The following is a 20,269-nucleotide window of genomic DNA, read 5'->3' as shown; positions in this document are numbered from 1 at the left end:
GTTTGCTGAGCTTCACTCTCCCGACGCCGGGTAAGCTGGCGTTCAGGGGTCTTCCAATGTCGCCCACTTAACGGACCAGACCTTCGCGGCGACGGACGAGGGACTGAAGAACCGCCGCCAGGATGATGATCGCGGCTGTCGCGAGCAATTGCAGGGCGGGTGTGATGTTGTTGAGTTGCAGGACGTTGGCGAGCGCGCCGAGCATGATCGTGCCGGCGACCGTGCCGACCATCGATCCGGCTCCACCGAACAGGCTGGTACCGCCGATGACGACCGCGGCGATGGCGGTAAGTTCGTAACCGGCGCCGTCATTGGCACTGCCGAAGTTGAACTGCCCTGCATGGACGATGCCGGCGAGAGCGGCCGCGAAGCCGGTGATCGCATAGACGGTGATCTTGACGGCGGACACCGGAACGCCCGAGAGGCGCGCCGCCCGCTCATTGCCGCCGACGGCAAAGACATAGCGGCCAAAGCGGGTCGTGTTGAGAACCACTGTGGCGATCGCCGCAAAAGCGATGAAGACGATGGTTGCCACCGGCACCACATTGTTGAACAAGCGCTCGGCCAGAATGGCAAATACCGGAGGGGCAAGCCCGGGTCCGTCGCCATAGGAGATGTTGATGTACTCGTTGCCCGAGACGACCAGGGCCAGACCGCGCGCGGCCTGAAGGCCCGCGAGGGTGACGATGAAGGGCTCAAGGCGGAAGCGCGTCGAGATCGAGCCCTGAACGGCACCGAAGACCACGCCGGCAAGAAGCACGGCAAGAATCGTCGGCACGAGGCCAACACCGCCATTGATCATCATCGTAGCCGTGACGACACTGGCCAGGCCAAGCAAAGCGCCAACCGAGAGGTCGATCCCCGCAGTGATGATGACGAAAGTCATGCCGATCGCGATGATGCCGGTCTCGGATACGGCGCGTACGATGTTGGCGATGTTGTCCGGGGCGATGAACAGTATCTGTCCGTGCCGGCGCGGCGAGAAGATAATGCCGCCGATCACGACGACCACCAAGCCGATCAGGCTCTGGAAGCGGACGATGAGTGCAAGCGGATCGCGCCGCTTCTGAGCTGTCTTGCCGCTCGGCAGTTCGGTATCCGCCGTGCTGGTGTCGGACATCAGGAGGCCTTTCCGGTTGCGGCGGCAAGCACCGTGTGTTCATCGACGCCGCGCTCGAATTCCGCCACGTTGCGGCCCTCCCGAAGAACCACGATGCGATCGCATAGGCCAATCAGCTCAGGCATTTCGCTCGAGGCGACGAGTATGCCGAGGCCTTGCGATGCCAGATCGCGAAGCCTGGCATAGATTTCCGCCTTGGCGCCGACGTCGACGCCACGCGTCGGTTCATCCAGCAACAGCAGCCGCGGATTGCCGAGGATCTCCTTGGCGAGCACCACCTTCTGCTGGTTGCCGCCCGACAGCGCGCCGACCGGGATGGCCGCATTGCGCGGTCGTATGTCGAATTGGCCGAACGAGCGCGCCACAGCGGCTGCTTCGCGTGCAATCGACATGAAGCCGCGGGGTGAGATTCGTCGCAGCACCGACATGACCAGGTTGCGGCCGACCGTCGTACGCAGCATCAGTCCGCTTCCTCGCCTGTCGTCGGTGACGAAGGCGACGCCGGCCCTGCGCGCAGCTCTGATGGACTCGAGGCGCACCGGGCGATCGTCGACCTCGACGGTGCCGGCCCAACGGCCTGCCAGGCCGGTGCCATAGAGCGCGCTGAGCAACTCGGTACGGCCGGCACCCATGACGCCCGCCAGCCCGACAATTTCGCCCTCATGCACGTCGAGCGAAACGTTTTGGGGAACCTGCCAGCCGGCGCTGGCTCGAGCGGGATGGAAACGGGCGTCCTTGAGATGAAGGAGCCGGCGACCTGCGGTGCGTGTGCGTTTCGGGTAAAGGTCCTCCAGTGGCCGGCCGACGAGAAGGCTGACCAGTTCGGCCTGTGGTGCGTCCGGGGCTGTCGTCCCGGCCACGCGGCCATCGCGCATCACCGTTACCCGGTCCGCAACTTGGGGAACCTCCTCAAGCCGATGCGAGATGTAGATGATGCCCACGCCGGTGGCACTGAGCTTGCGCATGATGGTGAAGAGCCTGTCCACCTCGCTGACCGTCAGGGCCGCCGTCGGCTCGTCCATGATCAGGACACGCGATGCATAGGACAGTGCCTTGACGATCGCCACGACCTGACGATGCCCGATCGACAGTTCGCCGACGGGCCGTTCGACATCGATGTCCAACTCGATGGCGGTCAGCCGGGTGCGGGCTTCTTCGCGCATCCTTGCGACATCGAGAAAACCGCCGGGCTTCACCAACTCGCGACCGAGGAAAAGATTGGCCGCGACATCGAGGCCAGGCACGAGATCGAGTTCCTGGAAGATCGTGGCGATGCCGGCGGCCTGCGCTTCGCGCGGATTGGCAAAATGCACCGGTGCGCCATCGATCGTGATCGTTCCTTCGTCAGGGGCGTGCACACCGGACAGGATGTTCATCAATGTCGACTTGCCAGCGCCGTTCTCGCCCAGCAGGGCATGGATCTCGCCCACGCGCAGTTCGAAATCGACGCCGCGCAAAGCGTGAACGCCACCGAAACGTTTAACGACGCCATTCATGGTCAGAAGCGGCGAAGTCATGCCGGTCTTCCGCAGGATGCGCGCAGGCGCAGCGTTGGCTCAAGGCGAACCGTGCGTCGTTGGCCATCTGGAAGTCCAATCCGCTCAATCAGCAACGCGGCTGCCTGCCGGCCCAAATCCTCGCAGGGCTGTTCGACCAGCGTCAGTCGCGGCTCGAAGTAATCGGCCCATTCGAAATCGTCGAAGCCGACCACCGATATGTCCCTGGGGACAGCGAGCCCTCGCTCACGGACCGCGCGCATCACGCCTATCGTCGACAGATTGTTGCCGGTCACCAGGGCAGTCGGAGGCACCAGCAGCGACAACAGCGCATGGGCGGCGGTGCTCGCACTGGCGGTGGTCGCGTTTCCCGTCACGACGTAGTCCGGCACAAACTCCAGGCCGTTGGCCTCCAGTGCCGCGCGAAATCCGTTCATGCGCTCCAGCGTGGTGGCAAATCCCCGCTGTCCGGCAACAAAACCGATGCGGCGATGTCCGAAGGACACGACGTGGTCGATCAGCGCGCGGATGGCCTCGAAATTCTCGACACCGACCTGATCAAAGCGATCGTCAGGTAGTCGGTCGATCAAGACGCAGGGCAGGGACCGTTCCGAGAGATATCGCAATGCAGCTTGCGGCGCGGCAGAGGGCGCCAGGATGATCCCGTCGACGCGTCGCTGGTGCAGTGCCTGGACGACAGCCAGTTCCTTGTCGGGATCGTCCTGCGTATCCGACAGGAACACCATGAGGCCAAGGCGCGCGCACTCGGTCTCGACGGCGCAGATGATGTCGCTGAAATAGGGGTTTGAGATCGCCGAAATCGCCAGGCCGACACTGCTCGTCGAGGCCAGCTTCAGCGAGCGTGCGACATTGTTGGGCATATAGCCGAGAGCAGCGATCGCCTCGCTCACCGATCGGGCAGTGGCCGGGGAGACATAGCGGGTTCGATTGACGACGTGTGAAACGGTCGACACCGACACGCCTGCCCTGCGAGCGACCTCGACGATCGTCGTCATCGCGGAGCTGTCGCGCTCGACGTGGTGACGGGCAAGCGCACGCACGCTCCTCCTCGAATCTTGCGTTTCCCAGTCTCACAATCTTTGAATCCGCCTGGGCGGCCGTTGTGACTTTCCGAAAGCTAGCGCCATCGAAACGTTTGCGCAACCGGTTTTCTGGCTTGATGTGACTTGCTTGCGCCGAAATCAGCCAGGACTTCCGTGCCGGCCATCAGCTGCGGCTGGATGCCACCGCGATCTGTTGGCCGGGCGCGACAACTAGAGCAAGGCTTCGTACCGATCGCCAATCTTGTCGACTGCGAAATCCGCCGCCCGGCTTTTCAGGACGGCAGCAGGGGTGGGGTGGTCCAGCATCTCGGCCATCGCCTTCGCCAGGGCTGCGGCGTCACCGACCGGCACCAAGGTGCCGAAACGGCCGTCACCGAGTATCTCGCGCGGGCCATGCGGAGCATCGGTGGAGATTACCGGGACACCGGCAGCCATGGCCTCGACCAACACGTTGCCAAAGCCTTCGCTGGTGGATGTAAGGACGAACAGATCGGCTGCGGCATAACAGGCTGCCGGATCGTTGACGTAGCCGGCAAAGAGCACTTCCCCGCCTATGCCGGTCTCTTCGGCATAGGCGTGCAATTCGGCAGCCAGCGGACCTTCGCCGAAGATGACAAGCCGGGCAGGGCGGCCGGCGCGCAGGGCAGCGAAGGCCCGCAGCAAAGTCCGGTGGTCCTTGACCGGCACCAGGCGCCCGGCCGTGGCGATGACCGGGCCATATCCCATCGCTGCCAATTTTGCCTGCCAGGCATAGGAAGTCCCCTGCGGTGCTTCAGCCGGCGGCAGCGGGTTGCTGATGACCACGACCTTGGATTCGGGGAAGCCGCGGGCGATGATGTCACGGCCGACACCCGCCGAAACGGCGATGGCTTTGGTCGCGCGCGCTGCAACCAGCGCGGAAAGCCAGATCGCCAGCCTCGCGCCGAGGCCGCTCGCAGGCAGCGAGGCGGCGGCGTGGAAGCTTGGAAAGAATTTTGCGCGGCTTCTGGCCAACATGAGTGACAGCGCCATGACCAGATTGGCGAATTCCGGGGCACTATAGACCGCATCAGGATCAAGGCGGCGGAACAAATTTGCGCTTCGCACGATGCCTTTTAGCGTCGCCGACTTGGCGTAACCCTCGCCGCGCAAGAGAAGGCCGAAGTCGACCAGATGCACGGCGGCGGAGCGCAGCGCCGCGTTAGGCCCTTGCGCGTTCCAGGTAAAAAGCGTGACCTCGTGGCCACGCGACGCCATTTCATTTGCCATCAGGACGAAGACACGCTCGGCGCCGCCGCCTCGCAGGCTGGCGATGTGGAAAACGATGCGCTTCGCCATGCCTTGCTTCAGGCTCGGCTGGCAGCAAGGTCTGATCTGTTCGGCGGCCGGCGCATGTCGCGGATAATGCCCATGCCAATGGCCAGCAGCATGCCCAGGGCAAAGCCTGCGAACGCTCCTGCGCCTGCCACCAGGGCAGTGCGCGGGGGCCATGAGCGCCCTGGCGGGGGCACCGCGGTCGAAATCACCTGTACGTTTGTGGTGTCGATCTGCTCGCGCTCGCTGATTTGGCGCGCACGTGACAGAAAGCTCTCATAGACCGCTCTCTTCGAGGCCGCATCGCGTTCAAGCTCACGCAGGGCGACTTCGGATTCGCTGTCGGTGAAAACGTTGCTCTTCAGATCGTTCATCCTGGCGTTGAGAGAGGCCAACGAGGCCCTGGCCTTGTCCAGGCTGGACTTTGCCGTTCCGACGGTGCGGGAGAACTCGGCTCGGAGTTGCGAGTTGACGGTCTCGAGCTCCGTCCTCAGCCTGACAATCGTCGGGTGGCGCGGACCGAAGGTCATCGACTGTGAGTCGATCTGCTGTCGCAGGCTGTTTGACCTCTCGCGCAGCGCCGCGAGCGCTTCCGAAACCGTGGGGTCGGGATTGGCCCCATTTATACCGGAGGCAACCAGGGCGTCGTAGCTTGCCTGCGCGGCGATCACGCGCGATTGCGCATCGACGATTTCGCCGTTGAGCTGCGTCATCGTCTGCGAACTGACGAGCTGGCCATTGCTGGAGGACAGGTTGTGGCTGCGCCTGTAGCTCTCGACCTTCTCTTCGGCTGCCTGGACGTCGCTCTTGAGTTGGCCAAGCCGGCTGTCGAGGGCAGCCGCGGCACGGCCGGCACCGGCAGCTTCGGCCTTGGCCAGTTCTTCCTGGAAGTTTTTGACTATGGCCTGCGAGATCAGGATCGCTTTGGCAGTGGTTTCCGCGGATACCGAGAGGGTTGTGACAAACGAGGTTGGGTCCGCAGCGGCGTTTACCCGGTCCGCCAGGTTCTTCAAGGCGATAAGCTTCGGGTCGGGCTTCGCCACCGCGCCAGACGTAGACGTGCTCCGGTCTGGATCGAAAAACTCTGGATCGTGAGTCAGATTCAGTTCGTCCACCACACGGGAAAGCACGTTGCCCGAGGTCAAGATGCGCTGCTTGCTGCGTGTGTTGAGCAGCTGGCTATCGACCTGGCCCGGTTGTGAGTAGAGGTCGTTTTCCACAACCTGCAAATTGGAGGGGTTGATGAGTACCTCTGTCGTGACGGTGTAACGCTGCTTGCTCAGCAATGCATAGGCGCCGCCGACAATGCCGCCGATTACCGCCAGCATGAACGCCAGGGCGAGACCGGCCCGCAGCCAGACGAACAGGCGTCGAAAATCGAGCTCGAGGAAATCGCCGATCTTGTCCAGGGTCACCGTCGCGACAGGCTCGGATGGTTGCGGCGTCACCGGTGCGGAGCTGCGCGCCGCGACTGGGTCATGCTGTTGCAGCATCGCCCTGCGCCGCGCATTGGCGATACGCTCGAACGCACTGTTATTGGAAGCCGTCGCGGAGATCGGGGGTGTGCCGGAACCGGCAGACATGGTGACAACCCTTGTTAAATCGTTACGCTTGGCCTGCTCTACAGAAACATCGTTAATATCTTATTTTCCAAGCTGGCCCATTTTGCCGTTCATCCCCCCTTCCGTCCGGCGGACGTTGAAGGGATTCGTTGCCCAGAATTTGGCGCGCATTCTTGCCGTCGCCCGATTTGCGTCCGCAACCGGTGAGTGATTTTCATGAAATCGGTAACGCGCACTTAACGGCGCGGTTGTATTGAAAAGATGGCAATGCCTTTTGAATGACATCTGAAGCACTGACCGCGACCTGCAGGATGGCGTCAGTCGCCTGCAATTGCAGGAGAGGAACGTGACGAAATTCTATTCGGTCCAGTATCTTCGCGCCTGCGCCGCTTTGTTGGTTCTGTTCGCGCACGCTTTTTCCTACCAGATCGGCATAGATAATACGATTATCGTGACTGCGGGCCGCCTTGGTGTCATTCTGTTCTTCGTCATTAGCGGATTCATAATGGTCTATATTACGGGGAGCGGTCCCTTCTCTGCTCCAACCTTCCTGAAACGCCGAGCGATCCGGATCATCCCCCTCTACTGGCTTTTCACAAGCGTCGCCGCACTTCTGGCAGCTCTTGCACCAAGTCTCTTCCAGAAGACCGTCTTTACGTGGCCCCATTATCTCCAGTCGCTGTTCTTCGTTGTCCACCAAGCGCCCGAACGAGATGGCGTCAGCCCAATTTTGTCACTCGGCTGGACGCTCAATTATGAGGCCTATTTCTATATCGCATTCGCGGTGCTCGCATTCCTATCGGTGACCGCGCGCGCATTTGTGTTGACGGTCTTTTTCATTGCGATGTGGCTGGCCGGGCTGTTGATAGCTCCCACCAACCCTGTTCTCCAGTTCTATCTGAACGCTTCGCCGGTGGCCTTCGTCGTCGGCATGTGGATAGGCCGGCGCTATCTGGACGGCGGCTTTGCTTCCGACACACGCCATGTCTGGCTACTCGGCCCTATGGCCGCTGCAGGCGTGTTGCTTGCATTCGTCGATGACGGCACGCCGCTGATGAGCCAGATCAGCTTCGCGGGGCAGGTAATGTGGGCCGCCAGCCTGCTTCACCTTGGCCTCATTCTGGAACCGAAACTGAAGCACTGGAGCCTGCTCGAAGAGCTCGGCAACGCCTCCTACGCGCTTTACCTGTCGCATATCTTCGTGATCGGCGCCGTAGCCTACCTGGCCAGGCGCACCATCGGCTACGACCATCCGGCAACAGTGTTGCTGGTCTCGGTGGTCAGCATCGTGACTGCCTGCATAGCCAGCCTGGTGATCCACCAGATGATCGAGAAGCCGATTCTTCTCATTCTGAACGGCAGAAGGAAGGTTAGAGCCACATCGCTTCCTTACGCTGCCACGGGGAACAAATAAGGAGACCGTGCAAACGTCCGGGCATCGAACTTAACGGTTGTGGCAAACGCATGGCCCGGCATATTTTGACAACACACACGCCGCATCCGTTCGGCAGTCTCTTGAATGGATCTCGTGGCCGGAATGCCGTTTGAATACCTTCACTTGGAGGGGCCATGAGCTATCCTGCTGCCGCATCGGAACGATTGTTGTCCAGCCAGGCGCGCCGTCAAAACGCGTTGTCGCTGCTGTTTTTCCTATGCGCCGCATTCGCGTTCCTGCTGCGCTTTACGGTGTCGCCGCAGGTGATGAACATGGTCGTCGACTATACGGCCCAGGGAGGCTCGTTCTACGAGAAGCTGCATTTCGGCACTTACGCGATCTTCCTGCTGCTTGCTGTCGTTCTTTTCAGCCGACCGTTTCTGCTGCAGGGCGACGAAATTGGAATATTCAAGGCGTTGATGCGCTATTCGGTGCTGATGTTCGCGCTGGTGCCTTATCTGTTCATTACCGGCCGTGCGGGCTCCTCCGGGTTCATCATCGATACCTATCTGGTGGCCGGCGCCACAGGCCTGTTGATGCTGGCATTAAACGCGGAGTCGCGGCGGGCGCTGGGCGACGTAGTGCTTGGAATGGCCATCCTGAGCGCCGTGATCGGCACTATCGAAGCGGTGACTCAACATCGATTCCTGCCTTACGGCATCAACGAACTGCAGTTCAGGCCGATCGGCTTAGCGGCCCATCCGCTGTCACTAGGCGCGCTCTGCGCCACAGTCATCGGATTCGTACCGCTGACGCGCTGGCGCATATGGGTGCGGGTGGTGGCGATTTTCGTATTGGTCGTCGGTTGTGCTGCATCGGGCGCTCGCGCCGCGCTTCTGCTCGCTGCCGGAGAAATCCTCATTCTGCTGCTGTTCGTGCCTTGGCCGGGCCTGTCGCTCAAGTATGAGCGGCAGGCCAAATTTGTCGTGCTGATGTTCACTATGACAGGCGGCGCGGTGCTTGTTGCGATGCTGTTTGCTGGCGGTCTGCTGAACCGGTTCAGCAACACCATTTTCGACCAAAATTTTATGGCGCGGGTGACGATCTACCAGGTGTTCGGACTTGTCAGCTGGAAAGACATCCTGTTTGGCATGAACGGCGACGAACTCCTGGCGATCGTCAACGAGAAGCTGCATCTGCCGTTCATCGAGAGCGCGCCGGTGGTCATCGTCATGCTCTTCGGCCTGCCCATAGCCGTGCTCTTTACGGTGCTGATATTCTGGTTCGTTTTTCGGCTGCTGCGCGGGGCGCCGCTGCCCGCATGGATAGGCATCATCACCTTCCTGCTTGCTGCGCTGTCGAACAACGCGCTCTCATCAAAATCGCCTGAAATCGCGATTATTGTGGTGTTGCTGCTTGCCTATAGGAAGCAGCCCGATAGAGGCCAGCTCGAGAGCATGCCTTCGGCCGCTGCATCCCACCCAAACCCGGCCGGGTCTCGTTAAGCACGGACCTCGGATCCGGTCAGCCGGCGCTATCCACGACCTCGACATCGCCGGCGCGATTGAGCGTGTGGATACCCGCCCGCGCCCATGCCGGCCCCGGATCGATTGGGCGGGGCAGTTCAAAACGGACGTCGAAATCATTAAGCCGATCCAGCCGCATCAACCCCAGGCCACCGCCATAGGCTCTCGAGCCGTTTTGCACCGGCAGCAGCAAGGCGTCGCCCTGACGGATGAAAGCGCCGCCCGGCCGAGTGGCCGAGTGATCGACGGCGACGGGATTGAGCGCATGCGCTACCCAAGGCCCACGCAGCGCCGTGGCGGAATAGACGGTCATCGTGTCCGACGCGCTGCCGTGACCGAACCGCTCCGTCCCCAGCAACCAGAAGCGGCCGTCGGATTCTAGCAGCGTGGCGTCGTTGAAATCCCTGTCCGCGATCAGCACCGTATCGCGTACCCAGCGATCCGGAAACTGCACGGCACGGTAGAGCACCAGTTCGCGTGCCGTAGCGCTTTCAGGAATCATGAAAATTTCGCCGGAGTGGGCGAACACCTGCGGATATGACAGGTGATGCGCTTCCTCCAGCACCAACCTCGGCACGCCGAAAACGCCGTCGTCGCCAAGTTCAGCGACGGAAATCACGCCGCGGCCGGTGGCGTAGGGGAACTCCTCGACAAAAAGATAGTGGCGGCCGTCGCGTTCGAGAACGAACGGATCGGCGTAGAATCGCTGCCCGTCATCGGCAAGCACGGTGAACGGCTTGCCATCCAGCTGTCCGGTTTCGGCGACGCCTGGACCGTCGATCAGCCGGTAAGCAACCTGCCAATAGAAGGGGCGCCGGCCACGTCGCAGTTTTTGCACGGCACGGTCGACCAATCCCCTGCCGAAAAAGGGCAGATAGTGCCGGATAAATCCGCCTTTCTGCAGGGGTGGCGCCGGGCTCTCGGCAATCGGCGCAAGTTTGCCCGTGGAAAAGCGGGCGACACATTGGGCAATCAGGGAGATGGCGCCGGCGAGTAGCTCGTTGCTGCTGCGGGACAGCCAGAGCCGATCGCTGATCATCGGCCGCGCCCTGGCGATGGCAACGCCGTCGAGGCGGGCGGTGAGTTCGGGTAGCCGCCCGCTCGCCAGTATCTCGGTCATGCCTGCGGCAAAGCTGCTGCGGCCACAAAATTCGAGCGTCAGGACAGGCGTGCCCCGTCGTGCGGCGGTAGCGGTGAGATCGACTATAAGGTCGGCGGGGCCGGTATCGCCGGACGGCAACGGCTCGGAACGGCTTGCCAGTGAGGGGCCGAAGCGCCGGCCCTCGAGCGCCAGCACATTATCCATCCCGCGCGCGTTGGCTTCAGGCGTCGGCGCGCGGCAACTCGAGACAACGTGTCCAGCCGCGCTCAACCGCACCAGAAGCTCATTTTCCCAGCGCCGGGATGCGTCGGCGTGGCCGATGATTAAAATATTAGTCAATCCAATATATTCTTTTTCAAGACTACTACCATAGACTATTTGTCAGCCCGACCCTTTCACAAGAGTTAACCCGGGAGAACGCGGCCTTGGTTGTTAATCATATATTAAGAATTGAGATCACGAAGGCGTTTTCCGGCGCTATTATGGCTGTTGCGGACAATAGTCGGCATGTTTCGAGTGCTGCAGGCGGCCAGGATCAGCAATGAACGTCCTTTCACGTCCAAAACTGCCGTCCAGGCGGAAACTGCTGATCGTGTTCGGCACGAGGCCGGAGGCGCTCAAATGCTTTCCGGTGGCGCGCGCCGCCCTTGCTCATCCAGGCTTCATCACCGAAATATGCATCACCGCCCAGCATCGCGAGATGGTCGACCAGGTTGTCGAACTGACCGGCCTGCCGGTGCATCACGATCTCAACATCATGCAACCCGGCCAGTCGCTGTTCGACGTGACCTCGCGCGTGCTCTTGGGCATGGCCGAGGTGCTAGACAAGGCGAAGCCCGATATCGTCATGGTACAGGGCGACACCACCACGGCGATGGCCGCGGCTCTGGCTGCCTTCTACAAGCGCATCCCGGTCGCTCATGTCGAAGCAGGATTGCGCAGCCACAACATCAACTCGCCGTTTCCTGAAGAACTGAATCGCAAGATTGCCGGCGACATCGCCACCTGGCATTTTGCGCCGACCGTTCAGGCGCGCGACAACCTCATCGCCGAAGGAAAAGCCGAAAGCACTATCTTCGTGACCGGTAACACCGTGATCGACACGCTGTTGCATTTTTCAAGCGCGATCGATGCCGACAGGTTGATGAACGCGAAGCTCGCCGCCCGTTTCCCCTTCCTCGACTCTACGAAGAAAATGATCCTCGTCACCGGCCATCGCCGCGAGAATTTCGACGGCGGCATCCAGCGCATCTGTACGGCGTTGAAAGGATTGGCGGCGCGCGGAGACGTGCAGATCGTCTACCCTGTCCATCCAAACCCCAATGTGCGCTCGGTGGTCAACGCAGAGCTGGAAGGCGTGCCGAACATCCATCTGGTCGAGCCGCAGGACTATCTGCCGTTCCTGTATCTGCAGAAGCAGAGCTATCTGGTGCTTACCGATAGCGGCGGCGTGCAGGAAGAAGCGCCTTCGCTCGGCAAGCCGGTGCTGGTGATGCGCGAGAATACCGAGCGACCCGAGGGGATCGTGGCCGGCACCGCCCGCCTCGTCGGCACCGATGTCGAGAAAATCCTGTTCAACGCCAATCGCCTGCTCGACGATCAGGCTGCCTATCGCGGCATGGCGGAACGACACAACCCATATGGCGATGGCCGGGCCAGTAACCGGATTGTTGAGGAACTGCTGCATCATGGCTGAAATCAAAACCGTTTCCGTAATCGGCATGGGCTATATCGGCCTGCCGACCTGCGCCATTTTCGCCAGCCGAGGGCTCGACGTCATTGGCGTCGATGTGAACGGAGCGGTAGTCGAGAAAGTCAATCGCGGCGAAATCCACATCGTCGAGCCGGACCTTGACGGCCTGATCCAGAAGGTCGTGGCGAACGGCAAGCTCAAGGCCTACAGCACGCCGCAGCCGGCGGATGCGTATATCATCGCCGTGCCGACCCCGATGACCCACGACCATAGGCCGGACGTGACCTACGTGCTGGCGGCGGCACGAAGCATCGCCCCGGTGCTGAAGCGGGGAGACCTTGCTGTGTTGGAATCGACATCGCCGGTCGGCACGACACGCATCATGAACGGGCTGCTTGCCGAGTTGCGGCCTGACCTCAAATTTCCTGTCCTGCATGGCGAAGACGCCGATGTGCTGGTCGCCTATTCGCCCGAGCGCGTGCTGCCGGGAAAGGTGCTGACCGAGCTGATCAATAACGATCGCTCGATCGGCGGATTGTCCCGCAAATCGTCGGAACGGACCGCGGCACTCTATTCAACCTTCGTCACCGGCGACCTGTTCATGACGACGGCCGAAAGCGCTGAGCTGGTGAAACTTACCGAGAACGCGTTCCGCGACGTCAACATCGCCTTCGCCAATGAGCTTGCCGCAGTGTGTCAGGACCTGTCGCTCAATGTCTGGGAAGTGATCGATCTCGCCAATCGGCACCCTCGCGTGAACATCCTCCAGCCGAGCCCGGGCGTTGGCGGTCACTGCATTGCGGTCGATCCATATTTTATCATCGACGCCGCACCCAACAGCACGCGGCTGATGGCTTCCGCACGCCGGATCAATTCCGAGCGGCCCATGTCGGTGGTCAGGGATATCGAGGCCTTGCTCGACCCCTCCCGCAAACAAACGATCGCCTGTCTTGGCCTCAGCTTCAAAGCCAATATCGACGATTTGCGCGAGAGCCCGGCCGTCGAGGTGGTGAAGCTTCTGTCCGATAACCCCAATGTGAAGATCATTGCGGCTGAACCCAACACAAATGCGCTGCCGCATGAACTCGAGGGCAGGGGCATCGTGTTCACCGACGCACTTTCGGCCATCGACAAGTCCGATATCGTCGTCCTCCTGGTCGACCATCGGCAGTTCAATCTGGTAGACCCCGAAGCGCTCAAGGACAAGAAGCTCGTCGATACAAGGGGCCTATGGACCTGGCGCAAGGCACGCAAGCCCGACGCCCGTATCGAAGGCAAGAAACCAGAAGTCGCACAAGTGACGCTCGCAAGGGAGCAGGCTGCATGAACGCGCACGACCCGGCTTGGGCGCAGCATTCCCTGTTGGCATCACGGCGCCGGGAGTTCCTTGGCGCACCGATCCATGCGCTGACCATGGCCGAGACGCTGGCCATCGCCGACGAGGCGATGACCGTGCGGCGGCCGCTGCATCATGTGGTCGTGAATGTCGCCAAGCTGGTGACCATGCGCCAGAATGCCGAACTGCGCGAGGATGTTGCAGGGGCGGACGTGGTCAATGTCGACGGGATCGGCGTGCTTTGGGGCGCACGTCTGTGTGGCGTCGCGCTGCCCGAGCGGGTGGCGGGCGTCGACATCATGATCAATCTGCTGAGCCTCTGCGCGAAGCGTGGGTTCAGGCCCTATCTGCTGGGGGCCGAACAGCACGTTCTCGACGCGGTTGTAGCGAGACTTGCCAAGGACCATCCGAGCCTGGTCATAGCGGGGATGCGCAACGGCTATTTCAAGCCGGAGGATGAGGCCGGGATCGTCGCGGCGATCAACGCGTCGGGCGCCGACTGCCTGCTGGTGGCCATGCCGACACCGCGTAAGGAGCGATTTCTCAAGCGCTACCGCGACGAACTCGCCGCAAGCTTCGTGATGGGCGTGGGCGGCAGTTTCGATGTCTATGGCGGCAAGGTTGCCCGTGCGCCGAGGCTGATACAAGCAGCCGGCCTGGAGTGGCTGTTCCGCGTGGTCCAGGAGCCGCGACGCTTGTGGCGCCGCTACTACGACACCAACACTGCCTATGCCGGGCTGCTGTGCCGGGAGTTCTGGGAGCGTCGCTGGCGCCGAAACGCCGGTTTATAGGTTCGCGTTCACCCATAAAACAGGCGTGGCCGTGGGAGCGACGTTCGAACTCCCGAGACTAAGGCCGTGACTTGGAAAACGGCGCTTAACATTGGGTTATCTGAGTGTCACGATCGTAGATGCCGGTCTCCGAATCATGGCCTCTCAAATATCAAGGTAAGCGCCCGCCTTGCGGCATGTTGCAGCCGGGGGCGCGTCACCCTTTCGGACTTAGATTACGGGTTAGGATCGCGAAGGCTGTTCCAGGCCGGAGCGCTTTCCAACGCCGCATAGTTCCCCATTGCGATCTCGTGGACTATTTTCATTAGTGCTCCGCCAGCCGCGCGCAAGTGACCCGCCCACGCTTATCCGCCGTACGCCCGCCCCGGCAATCTGCTCAAACGTGAGACCGGAAACACCTTGGCCGAGGACATGATTGACCGGCACGCTGACAGAGCTGCAAATCTGCTCGAGAGACGCCAGATCCGGGACACCCGGCGCATACAGCACCTCAGCGCCAAGAGCTTCGAAGGCCTTTAGGCGGCGAATCGCCTCGTCGAGACCATACACGCCTTTACCCACCCCATCGGCGCGGGCGGTGAGCACGATGTCGTATTTTCGAGCAGCTGCAACCGCCGCCGCTACACGTGCCACCGCAGCATCAAAAATCGCGTATTGGCTGGCCAGGCTTTGGTTGTCGATCTTCGATCGAAAGTCCAGCCAATCCCGCTTCGGCGGCAAGCCGGACGGTTTCAGCCACGCCTTCTGGTGTGTCTTCATAACAATCTTCCAAATCGGCAGTGACCGGCACGGTCGTCGAGGCGGCGATCTCGGCGGCATATGCCAAGCTTTCGTCGCGGCCGACTTCCTTTGCTCCGTCCTTCTTTCCCTTCAAGAAGGCGTAACCCGAAGATGTTGTCGCAAGCGCCCTAAAACCCAGACCAGCCATCATTCGCGCGCCGGCTACGTCCCATGGGTTTGGGATCAGGAAGCAGCCGGATTTATGAAGAACGCGAAATTGTTCAACCTTCTTGGATCGAGAAATCACGCTGCCCCCTCAGACTTGGAAAAAAGCCGGGTTCGACTAAATGCCGATGATTGCAGCTTTTCAATCGTCCGTTTTTCCGCCGAGCGCGACGTGCGGACCACTATGGCGCCTCCTCTCATGACCCGAACACCCGGAGATTGAATGTCCGGTATGCAAGAGCCCGTCTCCGGCAAGGTACACCATGTGTTGTAAGCCTCGGAAATACCCGCTTACAGATCGCTTATGCGCCTACGCGATCCGTAGCCGCGCCCGCAGCTGGGCGAGGAATTGCGTCGCTGCCACAGGGTGGAATAGCGAGGTCAGCCCGAAGAAAACCGCAGCTCCGGCGGTGCCGCCGGCGATGAGCGAGAAGATTGCCGGCACATCGCCGGCCACCATGCTGGCAAGCTTGGCGGCCACCCCTGTGCTGAGCGAGATGATTGCCGAAACGCCAATGTCGCGCCACGGCACCGGCACCGGCGTGAGCCGTTCGCTGATGATGATGCAGGTTATGGAGCCCACCACCGAGCCGCCCGCAAGCGCCAAAGCGGCGCCGATCTCCGCCATCGAAGGGATCAATAGCAGAGACAATGCGATTGTTGCCGCCGAGCCGAAGAGATTGGCGATGATCAGCAGCCACGGCCGTTTGTGCGCGTGCACCACGACGCCATAGACGAAGCTGGTGAGGTTGGCACACAGCACGCTGAAGGCGATGATCGGAAACAGCAGGCCGAAGCGGCCGTGATATTGCGAGGGCAGCATGAGCTCAGTGATATCGCTGCTGAGCGCGACCAGCATAGCTGCAATCGGCAGGCAAAGCCGCATCATCAAGGCCATCAACTGCGATAGCAACCGACCCGATGCGGCGGGCCCGTCCTCGTCGAACCGGCTGACCACCTCGGGAAAGGCGCCCATGTTGATGGCGTTAGCGACCATGTCGATCGGTTGGCGGGCCAGCGCATAGGCTGCGGCGAAGATCGCCACAGCGCTGGCATCGTAATAGAACTTGAGGAACAGACGCTCCGCGCTGTTGAGCCCGAAGCCAACCAGCGCCATGATGATCAGCGGCACACCGAGCGCAAAGAAGTCTCTGTGGGTGAAGCGCGGCGGACCGGTAACGACGCGTCGGGATGCCATGATGCCCGCCACGATGCCGGCAATCAAGGCGCCGAGGCTCGAGCCGAGCGATACCGTCAGAAAGCTATCCTGGAAGATAAGGATGGCGCCGATCGGCAGCGCGAGTTGCAGCAGGGCACGCAGGGCTTCGAGCATCGAATAGACCGAGTGGCGCTGCTGCATCTGCAGCACCGTCAACGCGAAGCGGCTGATGGATCCGGCGACGAGATAGCCGCAGACCGCGATCGCGAACTCGACCCAGCGTTCCGGCACGACCACCGCCGACGCGCCTACCGATATGACCAGCGCCAGTGCCGTGGTGGCAAGCAACACCTGCCCGGCCAGCATCAGGCTGCCGCGGCTGACTTCGCCCTTGCCGCCAAGCCTGAGCAACGCGATGCGCAGCCAGTTGGTGACGGCAATGTCGGTCATTTCGCCGACGGTCACCACCAGAGTGAGCAGGCCATACTCGGTCTGGTCGATCAAACGCGTCACGACGACCAGCAGGAGCAACGCCGAGATTCGCGTCAGCAGGATCGCCGGAGCATAAATGAGCGTGGAACGGAGCAGCAAAGGCGTGTCCCTGGAAAATTCACCTTCGACTAGCCGCCGATTGGCGGAAAATCCAGCGCGATGACGGCGAAGGGTGAACAGATTCAGTTTGAACTAAAAGATTTGCCGTAAACCTTATCGGGAACGTTTGCTTTGCAGTTACCCGGTCTGTGTTATTTAGAGTACCATGTTGCAGCGCCTCATATCCGATCGAAAAATACATGTCCTGGTCGCGACGCCGTCGGGCGTTTCGGGCCAGGGCGGCATCGACCGCATCATGGGGGCGCTGAAGCAGGAGTTCGAACGGCAAGAAGTCACCGACATCGATGTGCGCTTCCTTGCCAGTCGTGGCTCGGGGCATGTCGGACTTTCGATCTTCTATATGCTCGGCTTTTGCTTGCGGATGCTTAAAGCGCGTCTGGCTGGACGCGCCGATGTCGTTCATATCAACATCTCAGTCTCCGGCAGCACCTATCGCAAGATGGTGATCGCCGCCTGCGCACGGCTGCTGTCGATACCCTATGTCCTGCATTTGCACGGGGCGCAGTATCAGACATTCTGGAAAGACGATCACGGGTTCATAAGCCGCCGTATCAAAGCTCTGTTCGAGCATGCCGATCGGGTGATCGTTTTGGGCAGGCTTTGGCGCGATTTCGTCGCCAACCGGGCGCCAGGCGCTGCCGGCAATATCGTGATCGTGCCCAATGCGACCGAAGTCCCGTCGCTGGCGCATGTCGGTGGCGGCGGCCACGTGCATATCCTGTTCCTGGGTCGTATCGGCGACCGCAAGGGCGTACCGCAATTGTTGGACGCGCTGCATCGCATGAACCCCGTCAAGAACTGGCGCGCCACGATTGCCGGCGATGGCGAAATCGATGCGGCACGGGCAAAATCGGCCGGGCTGGGGATCGCAGACCGGATCGCCTTTCCGGGTTGGGTGGGACCCGACGATGTCGCGTCGCTGATCTCTTTCGCGGATATTCTGGTTCTTCCCTCCTTCGCCGAAAACCTGCCTATGTCGGTGATCGAAGGCATGGCAGCCGGTTTGGCGGTGGTGGCAACCCCGGTTGGCGCGGTCGAAGACATAATTACCGACGGGCAATCCGGGCTGCTGGTGCCGCCAGGCGATGTTACTGCGTTGACCGACGCGCTGGGCCGCCTCGTGGAGAGCCCAGCACTGAGGGCGAGGCTTGGTGCCGGTGCCATGGCCGTGCATCGGGAACGGCTTGAACTCGCCCCGTTTGTCGGCGCAATCTGCGATGTCTGGCGGTCGGCGGCGTCAAGCCGTCAACCGGTCAAGCGCTGAGGCTGATGATCGCGGCGGCGCCTCAAGCCCGAATTCGCGGTGGAATATCTCCAAATTCAACAGCGCCCATATCAGCTTTTCGTGGTCTGCGGCACCCGTGGTGTGTTCCGAGACGATTTGATCAAGCTGTTTCGGGCTCAAATAGCTGCGAATGACGGAGTTAGGCGAGCAAAGGTGGTCGTGCACGTAGTTCCTCATCGACCCCCGAAACCAATCGGCGACGGGCACCTTGAATCCGATCTTGCGGCGGTTGAGAATTTCCTCCGGAAGTATGTTGGCCATGCTGCTGCGCAAGATCAGCTTACCCTTCCGCCAACCCACCTTGTAGCGATCGGGCAATTTGCTGACGAACGCAACCAGATCGCGATCGAGGAACGGCATTCTTCCTTCGATTGAACCGGCCATCATCATCCGGTCGCCTCGTTCCAGGAGATTGTCGGGCAACCACGATGTCTGATCGAAAAATAGCGCGCGGCGAAGATGGGATGCTGTCGCGCTTGAGGAAAACGGTAAGTTGTTGCGTCCATTGCGGCAATTGGCCGGCGCACCGATGAGGCGACTGTGTTCCTGCTCTGTCATGGCTCCAAACCAGGAGATCATCCGGGTGGCAAAGTCCCTTTCACCCGCGCTTCGGGCAAATGTATCGAACTTGGCCGATGCGCCAGGCATGGCACGTATCAAAGGGGCGAGGAGGTTGTTGTGGAGCAAGGCTGGAACGAGCGACCGGTAGATTCCAGCCAGTGACTCTGCGCGATGTTTGGGATACCCGCCGAGAACCTCGTCTGCCCCTTCACCTGTGAGCACCATCTTGACGTCCTGTGAGGCTCGCTCCGACATCAGGTAAATCGGAATGTCCGAACTTTGTGAAACGGGCGCCCCCAGATGGCGAATCAACTTCGGCAGGTGGTCAATCAGGTCGTCCGCTTCTATGACCAGTTCGCAATGATCGGTCTTGAAATGATCGGCGACGCGTCGGGCGAATGGAAGTTCACTATAGGCCGGTTCGCTGAAACCGACCGAAAATGTGCGAATGGGCTTGTCGCTGTGCTTGGTCATCAGGGCGACGATTGCTGACGAGTCGAGGCCTCCGGAGAGAAAGGCGCCGAAAGGTGCATCGCTGCGCATTCTGATCTCGACGGAATGGTCGAGCAGTTCCAGAAATCGTCGCTTGGCGGTTTCGTGGTCGATGTCCTCGGTCAGGTCCGTTTGATCTGGAGGCGTATAATAGCGCGTTTCCGTCACAGTCCCTTGCGACCAAACGGCATAGCTTCCGGGGTTGAGCTTGCGGATTTGTTTAAAAAGCGTGCGCGGTCCAGGCACGTAACGCCAGCGCAGGTACTCGTGCACAGCGTCCAAATCGAGTTGCTGCGCATTTGGCTGCGATGACAACAACGCGTTGATCTCTGAGGCAAAGGACAGCAGTTTTTCGCTCTGCATGAGGTAAAGGGGCTTTTTGCCGAACGGATCACGGGCGAGGATCAATTCGTGCCTCTGAGCATCCCAGAGCGCAAAAGCGAACATGCCGCTCAACCGTTCGAACATGGACAAGTGCCACTGATCATAAGCTCTGAGCAGCACCTCGGTATCGGAGCGCGTTCGAAAATGATGACCGAGGCCGATCAGTTCCTGGCGCAGCTCGATATAGTTGTATATTTCGCCGTTGAAAATTATTCTGAGATAGCCGTCCTCGATATGCATCGGCTGATTTGACTCTGGCGCTAAGTCAATAATCGCCAGGCGGCGATGGACCAATGCCAATTGTTCCTCGCCAGTATTCAAGTCCAAGAACTCGATGCCTTCGGCATCGGGACCGCGATGCCGCAATGCATTTGACATTCTGGCGGCCCGCTCTTGTGGGTTCTCGGCCCTTCGGCCGATCCACCCGGCAATTCCACACATTGTTTCCCCCTAGGCGCGCGTATTCCTCACTC

At 60.9% G+C, this 20,269-nt stretch carries 16 protein-coding genes; 6 read left to right on the top strand and 10 right to left on the bottom strand.

Going from position 1 to position 20,269, the window contains the following annotated elements; translation table 11 throughout:
* Window positions 1-67: 67 nt before the first annotated feature.
* The 5 genes from NKI01_RS20445 to NKI01_RS20425 all read right to left on the bottom strand — a co-directional run bounded on the left by NKI01_RS20445 (window position 68) and on the right by NKI01_RS20425 (window position 6,556).
* Window positions 68-1,120, bottom strand: coding sequence for an ABC transporter permease (locus tag NKI01_RS20445; protein ID WP_352964397.1), 1,053 nt, complete (start codon window positions 1,118-1,120; stop codon window positions 68-70).
* The gene (locus NKI01_RS20440) at window positions 1,120-2,637 is read right to left on the bottom strand and encodes a sugar ABC transporter ATP-binding protein (RefSeq protein ID WP_352909574.1); all 1,518 of its coding nucleotides are present in this window, start codon (window positions 2,635-2,637) and stop codon (window positions 1,120-1,122) included. The genes NKI01_RS20445 and NKI01_RS20440 overlap by 1 nt, the downstream gene beginning before the upstream one ends.
* Window positions 2,634-3,632 carry a LacI family DNA-binding transcriptional regulator gene (locus NKI01_RS20435; protein ID WP_352964402.1) on the bottom strand — a complete coding sequence of 333 codons (999 nt, stop codon included), beginning with the start codon at window positions 3,630-3,632 and terminating at the stop codon, window positions 2,634-2,636. Before NKI01_RS20435 ends, NKI01_RS20440 begins: the two co-directional genes overlap by 4 nt.
* A 258-nt stretch (window positions 3,633-3,890) precedes the next feature.
* Window positions 3,891-4,997, bottom strand: coding sequence for a glycosyltransferase (locus NKI01_RS20430; protein ID WP_352494488.1), 1,107 nt, complete (start codon window positions 4,995-4,997; stop codon window positions 3,891-3,893).
* Window positions 4,998-5,005: 8 nt separating this feature from the next.
* Window positions 5,006-6,556: a GumC family protein gene (locus NKI01_RS20425; RefSeq protein ID WP_352964394.1), complete on the bottom strand. Its 1,551-nt coding sequence runs from the start codon at window positions 6,554-6,556 to the stop codon at window positions 5,006-5,008.
* 325 nt (window positions 6,557-6,881) lie between these two features.
* Between NKI01_RS20425 and NKI01_RS20420 the strand changes: the two genes are divergently transcribed.
* Both NKI01_RS20420 and NKI01_RS20415 read left to right on the top strand, forming a co-directional pair.
* Window positions 6,882-7,949 carry an acyltransferase family protein gene (locus tag NKI01_RS20420; RefSeq protein WP_352964392.1) on the top strand — a complete coding sequence of 356 codons (1,068 nt, stop codon included), beginning with the start codon at window positions 6,882-6,884 and terminating at the stop codon, window positions 7,947-7,949.
* Between the two features lie 155 nt (window positions 7,950-8,104).
* Window positions 8,105-9,415, top strand: coding sequence for a VpsF family polysaccharide biosynthesis protein (locus NKI01_RS20415; RefSeq protein WP_023720699.1), 1,311 nt, complete (start codon window positions 8,105-8,107; stop codon window positions 9,413-9,415).
* Window positions 9,416-9,434: 19 nt separating this feature from the next.
* Here NKI01_RS20415 and NKI01_RS20410 read toward each other — a convergent pair whose 3' ends face one another.
* Window positions 9,435-10,742: a glucosamine inositolphosphorylceramide transferase family protein gene (locus NKI01_RS20410; protein WP_352494486.1), complete on the bottom strand. Its 1,308-nt coding sequence runs from the start codon at window positions 10,740-10,742 to the stop codon at window positions 9,435-9,437.
* A 337-nt stretch (window positions 10,743-11,079) separates the two neighbouring features.
* On the opposite strand from NKI01_RS20410, the gene wecB reads away from it, so the two are divergent.
* From wecB to NKI01_RS20395, 3 genes are read left to right on the top strand one after another with little or no spacing between them, the layout of a single operon-like run.
* A complete protein-coding gene (gene wecB / locus NKI01_RS20405) occupies window positions 11,080-12,234 on the top strand; it encodes a non-hydrolyzing UDP-N-acetylglucosamine 2-epimerase (protein WP_023720696.1) in 1,155 nt (384 codons plus the stop codon).
* Window positions 12,227-13,558: a UDP-N-acetyl-D-mannosamine dehydrogenase gene (wecC, locus tag NKI01_RS20400; protein ID WP_352964390.1), complete on the top strand. Its 1,332-nt coding sequence runs from the start codon at window positions 12,227-12,229 to the stop codon at window positions 13,556-13,558. Before wecB ends, wecC begins: the two co-directional genes overlap by 8 nt.
* The gene (locus tag NKI01_RS20395) at window positions 13,555-14,358 is read left to right on the top strand and encodes a WecB/TagA/CpsF family glycosyltransferase (protein ID WP_023720694.1); all 804 of its coding nucleotides are present in this window, start codon (window positions 13,555-13,557) and stop codon (window positions 14,356-14,358) included. The genes wecC and NKI01_RS20395 overlap by 4 nt, the downstream gene beginning before the upstream one ends.
* A 222-nt stretch (window positions 14,359-14,580) precedes the next feature.
* On the opposite strand, the gene NKI01_RS20390 is transcribed toward NKI01_RS20395, so the two are convergent.
* The 3 genes from NKI01_RS20390 to NKI01_RS20380 all read right to left on the bottom strand — a co-directional run bounded on the left by NKI01_RS20390 (window position 14,581) and on the right by NKI01_RS20380 (window position 17,053).
* Complete coding sequence (locus NKI01_RS20390; RefSeq protein WP_352964387.1) at window positions 14,581-15,117, bottom strand: isocitrate lyase/phosphoenolpyruvate mutase family protein; 537 nt, start codon at window positions 15,115-15,117, stop codon at window positions 14,581-14,583.
* Complete coding sequence (locus NKI01_RS20385) at window positions 14,999-15,385, bottom strand: isocitrate lyase/phosphoenolpyruvate mutase family protein (protein ID WP_352788068.1); 387 nt, start codon at window positions 15,383-15,385, stop codon at window positions 14,999-15,001. The genes NKI01_RS20390 and NKI01_RS20385 overlap by 119 nt, the downstream gene beginning before the upstream one ends.
* Window positions 15,386-15,613: 228 nt before the next feature.
* Entirely contained in the window at window positions 15,614-17,053 is a 1,440-nt protein-coding gene (locus NKI01_RS20380; RefSeq protein ID WP_023720692.1) for a lipopolysaccharide biosynthesis protein, read from the bottom strand.
* Window positions 17,054-17,219: 166 nt separating this feature from the next.
* Here NKI01_RS20380 and NKI01_RS20375 point away from each other — a divergent pair, with 166 nt between their 5' ends.
* A complete protein-coding gene (locus NKI01_RS20375) occupies window positions 17,220-18,338 on the top strand; it encodes a glycosyltransferase family 4 protein (protein ID WP_352844703.1) in 1,119 nt (372 codons plus the stop codon).
* On the opposite strand, the gene asnB is transcribed toward NKI01_RS20375, so the two are convergent.
* The gene (asnB, locus tag NKI01_RS20370; RefSeq protein WP_352494482.1) at window positions 18,312-20,237 is read right to left on the bottom strand and encodes an asparagine synthase (glutamine-hydrolyzing); all 1,926 of its coding nucleotides are present in this window, start codon (window positions 20,235-20,237) and stop codon (window positions 18,312-18,314) included. The genes NKI01_RS20375 and asnB overlap by 27 nt on opposite strands.
* Between the last annotated feature and the right edge of the window lie 32 nt (window positions 20,238-20,269).

It is taken from the genome of Mesorhizobium sp. M0815 (assembly GCF_040319995.1).
Taxonomy (GTDB): domain Bacteria; phylum Pseudomonadota; class Alphaproteobacteria; order Rhizobiales; family Rhizobiaceae; genus Mesorhizobium.
The sequence above is the reverse complement of the archived record's forward strand: the minus strand, read 5'-3'. Positions and strand labels throughout refer to the sequence as shown.

What these genes read in the sequence shown, in the direction of transcription:
- NKI01_RS20395 (WP_023720694.1), top strand. Translation starts at nt 13,555, where the DNA reads ATGAACGCGCACGACCCGGCTTGGGCGCAGCATTCCCTGTTGGCATCA.
- NKI01_RS20410 (WP_352494486.1), bottom strand. Translation starts at nt 10,742, where the DNA reads ATGGATAATGTGCTGGCGCTCGAGGGCCGGCGCTTCGGCCCCTCACTG.
- NKI01_RS20445 (WP_352964397.1), bottom strand. Translation starts at nt 1,120, where the DNA reads ATGTCCGACACCAGCACGGCGGATACCGAACTGCCGAGCGGCAAGACA.
- NKI01_RS20390 (WP_352964387.1), bottom strand. Translation starts at nt 15,117, where the DNA reads ATGAAGACACACCAGAAGGCGTGGCTGAAACCGTCCGGCTTGCCGCCG.
- NKI01_RS20430 (WP_352494488.1), bottom strand. Translation starts at nt 4,997, where the DNA reads ATGGCGAAGCGCATCGTTTTCCACATCGCCAGCCTGCGAGGCGGCGGC.
- NKI01_RS20440 (WP_352909574.1), bottom strand. Translation starts at nt 2,637, where the DNA reads ATGACTTCGCCGCTTCTGACCATGAATGGCGTCGTTAAACGTTTCGGT.
- NKI01_RS20435 (WP_352964402.1), bottom strand. Translation starts at nt 3,632, where the DNA reads ATGACGACGATCGTCGAGGTCGCTCGCAGGGCAGGCGTGTCGGTGTCG.
- wecB (WP_023720696.1), top strand. Translation starts at nt 11,080, where the DNA reads ATGAACGTCCTTTCACGTCCAAAACTGCCGTCCAGGCGGAAACTGCTG.
- NKI01_RS20415 (WP_023720699.1), top strand. Translation starts at nt 8,105, where the DNA reads ATGAGCTATCCTGCTGCCGCATCGGAACGATTGTTGTCCAGCCAGGCG.
- asnB (WP_352494482.1), bottom strand. Translation starts at nt 20,237, where the DNA reads ATGTGTGGAATTGCCGGGTGGATCGGCCGAAGGGCCGAGAACCCACAA.
- NKI01_RS20375 (WP_352844703.1), top strand. Translation starts at nt 17,220, where the DNA reads ATGTTGCAGCGCCTCATATCCGATCGAAAAATACATGTCCTGGTCGCG.
- NKI01_RS20425 (WP_352964394.1), bottom strand. Translation starts at nt 6,556, where the DNA reads ATGTCTGCCGGTTCCGGCACACCCCCGATCTCCGCGACGGCTTCCAAT.
- wecC (WP_352964390.1), top strand. Translation starts at nt 12,227, where the DNA reads ATGGCTGAAATCAAAACCGTTTCCGTAATCGGCATGGGCTATATCGGC.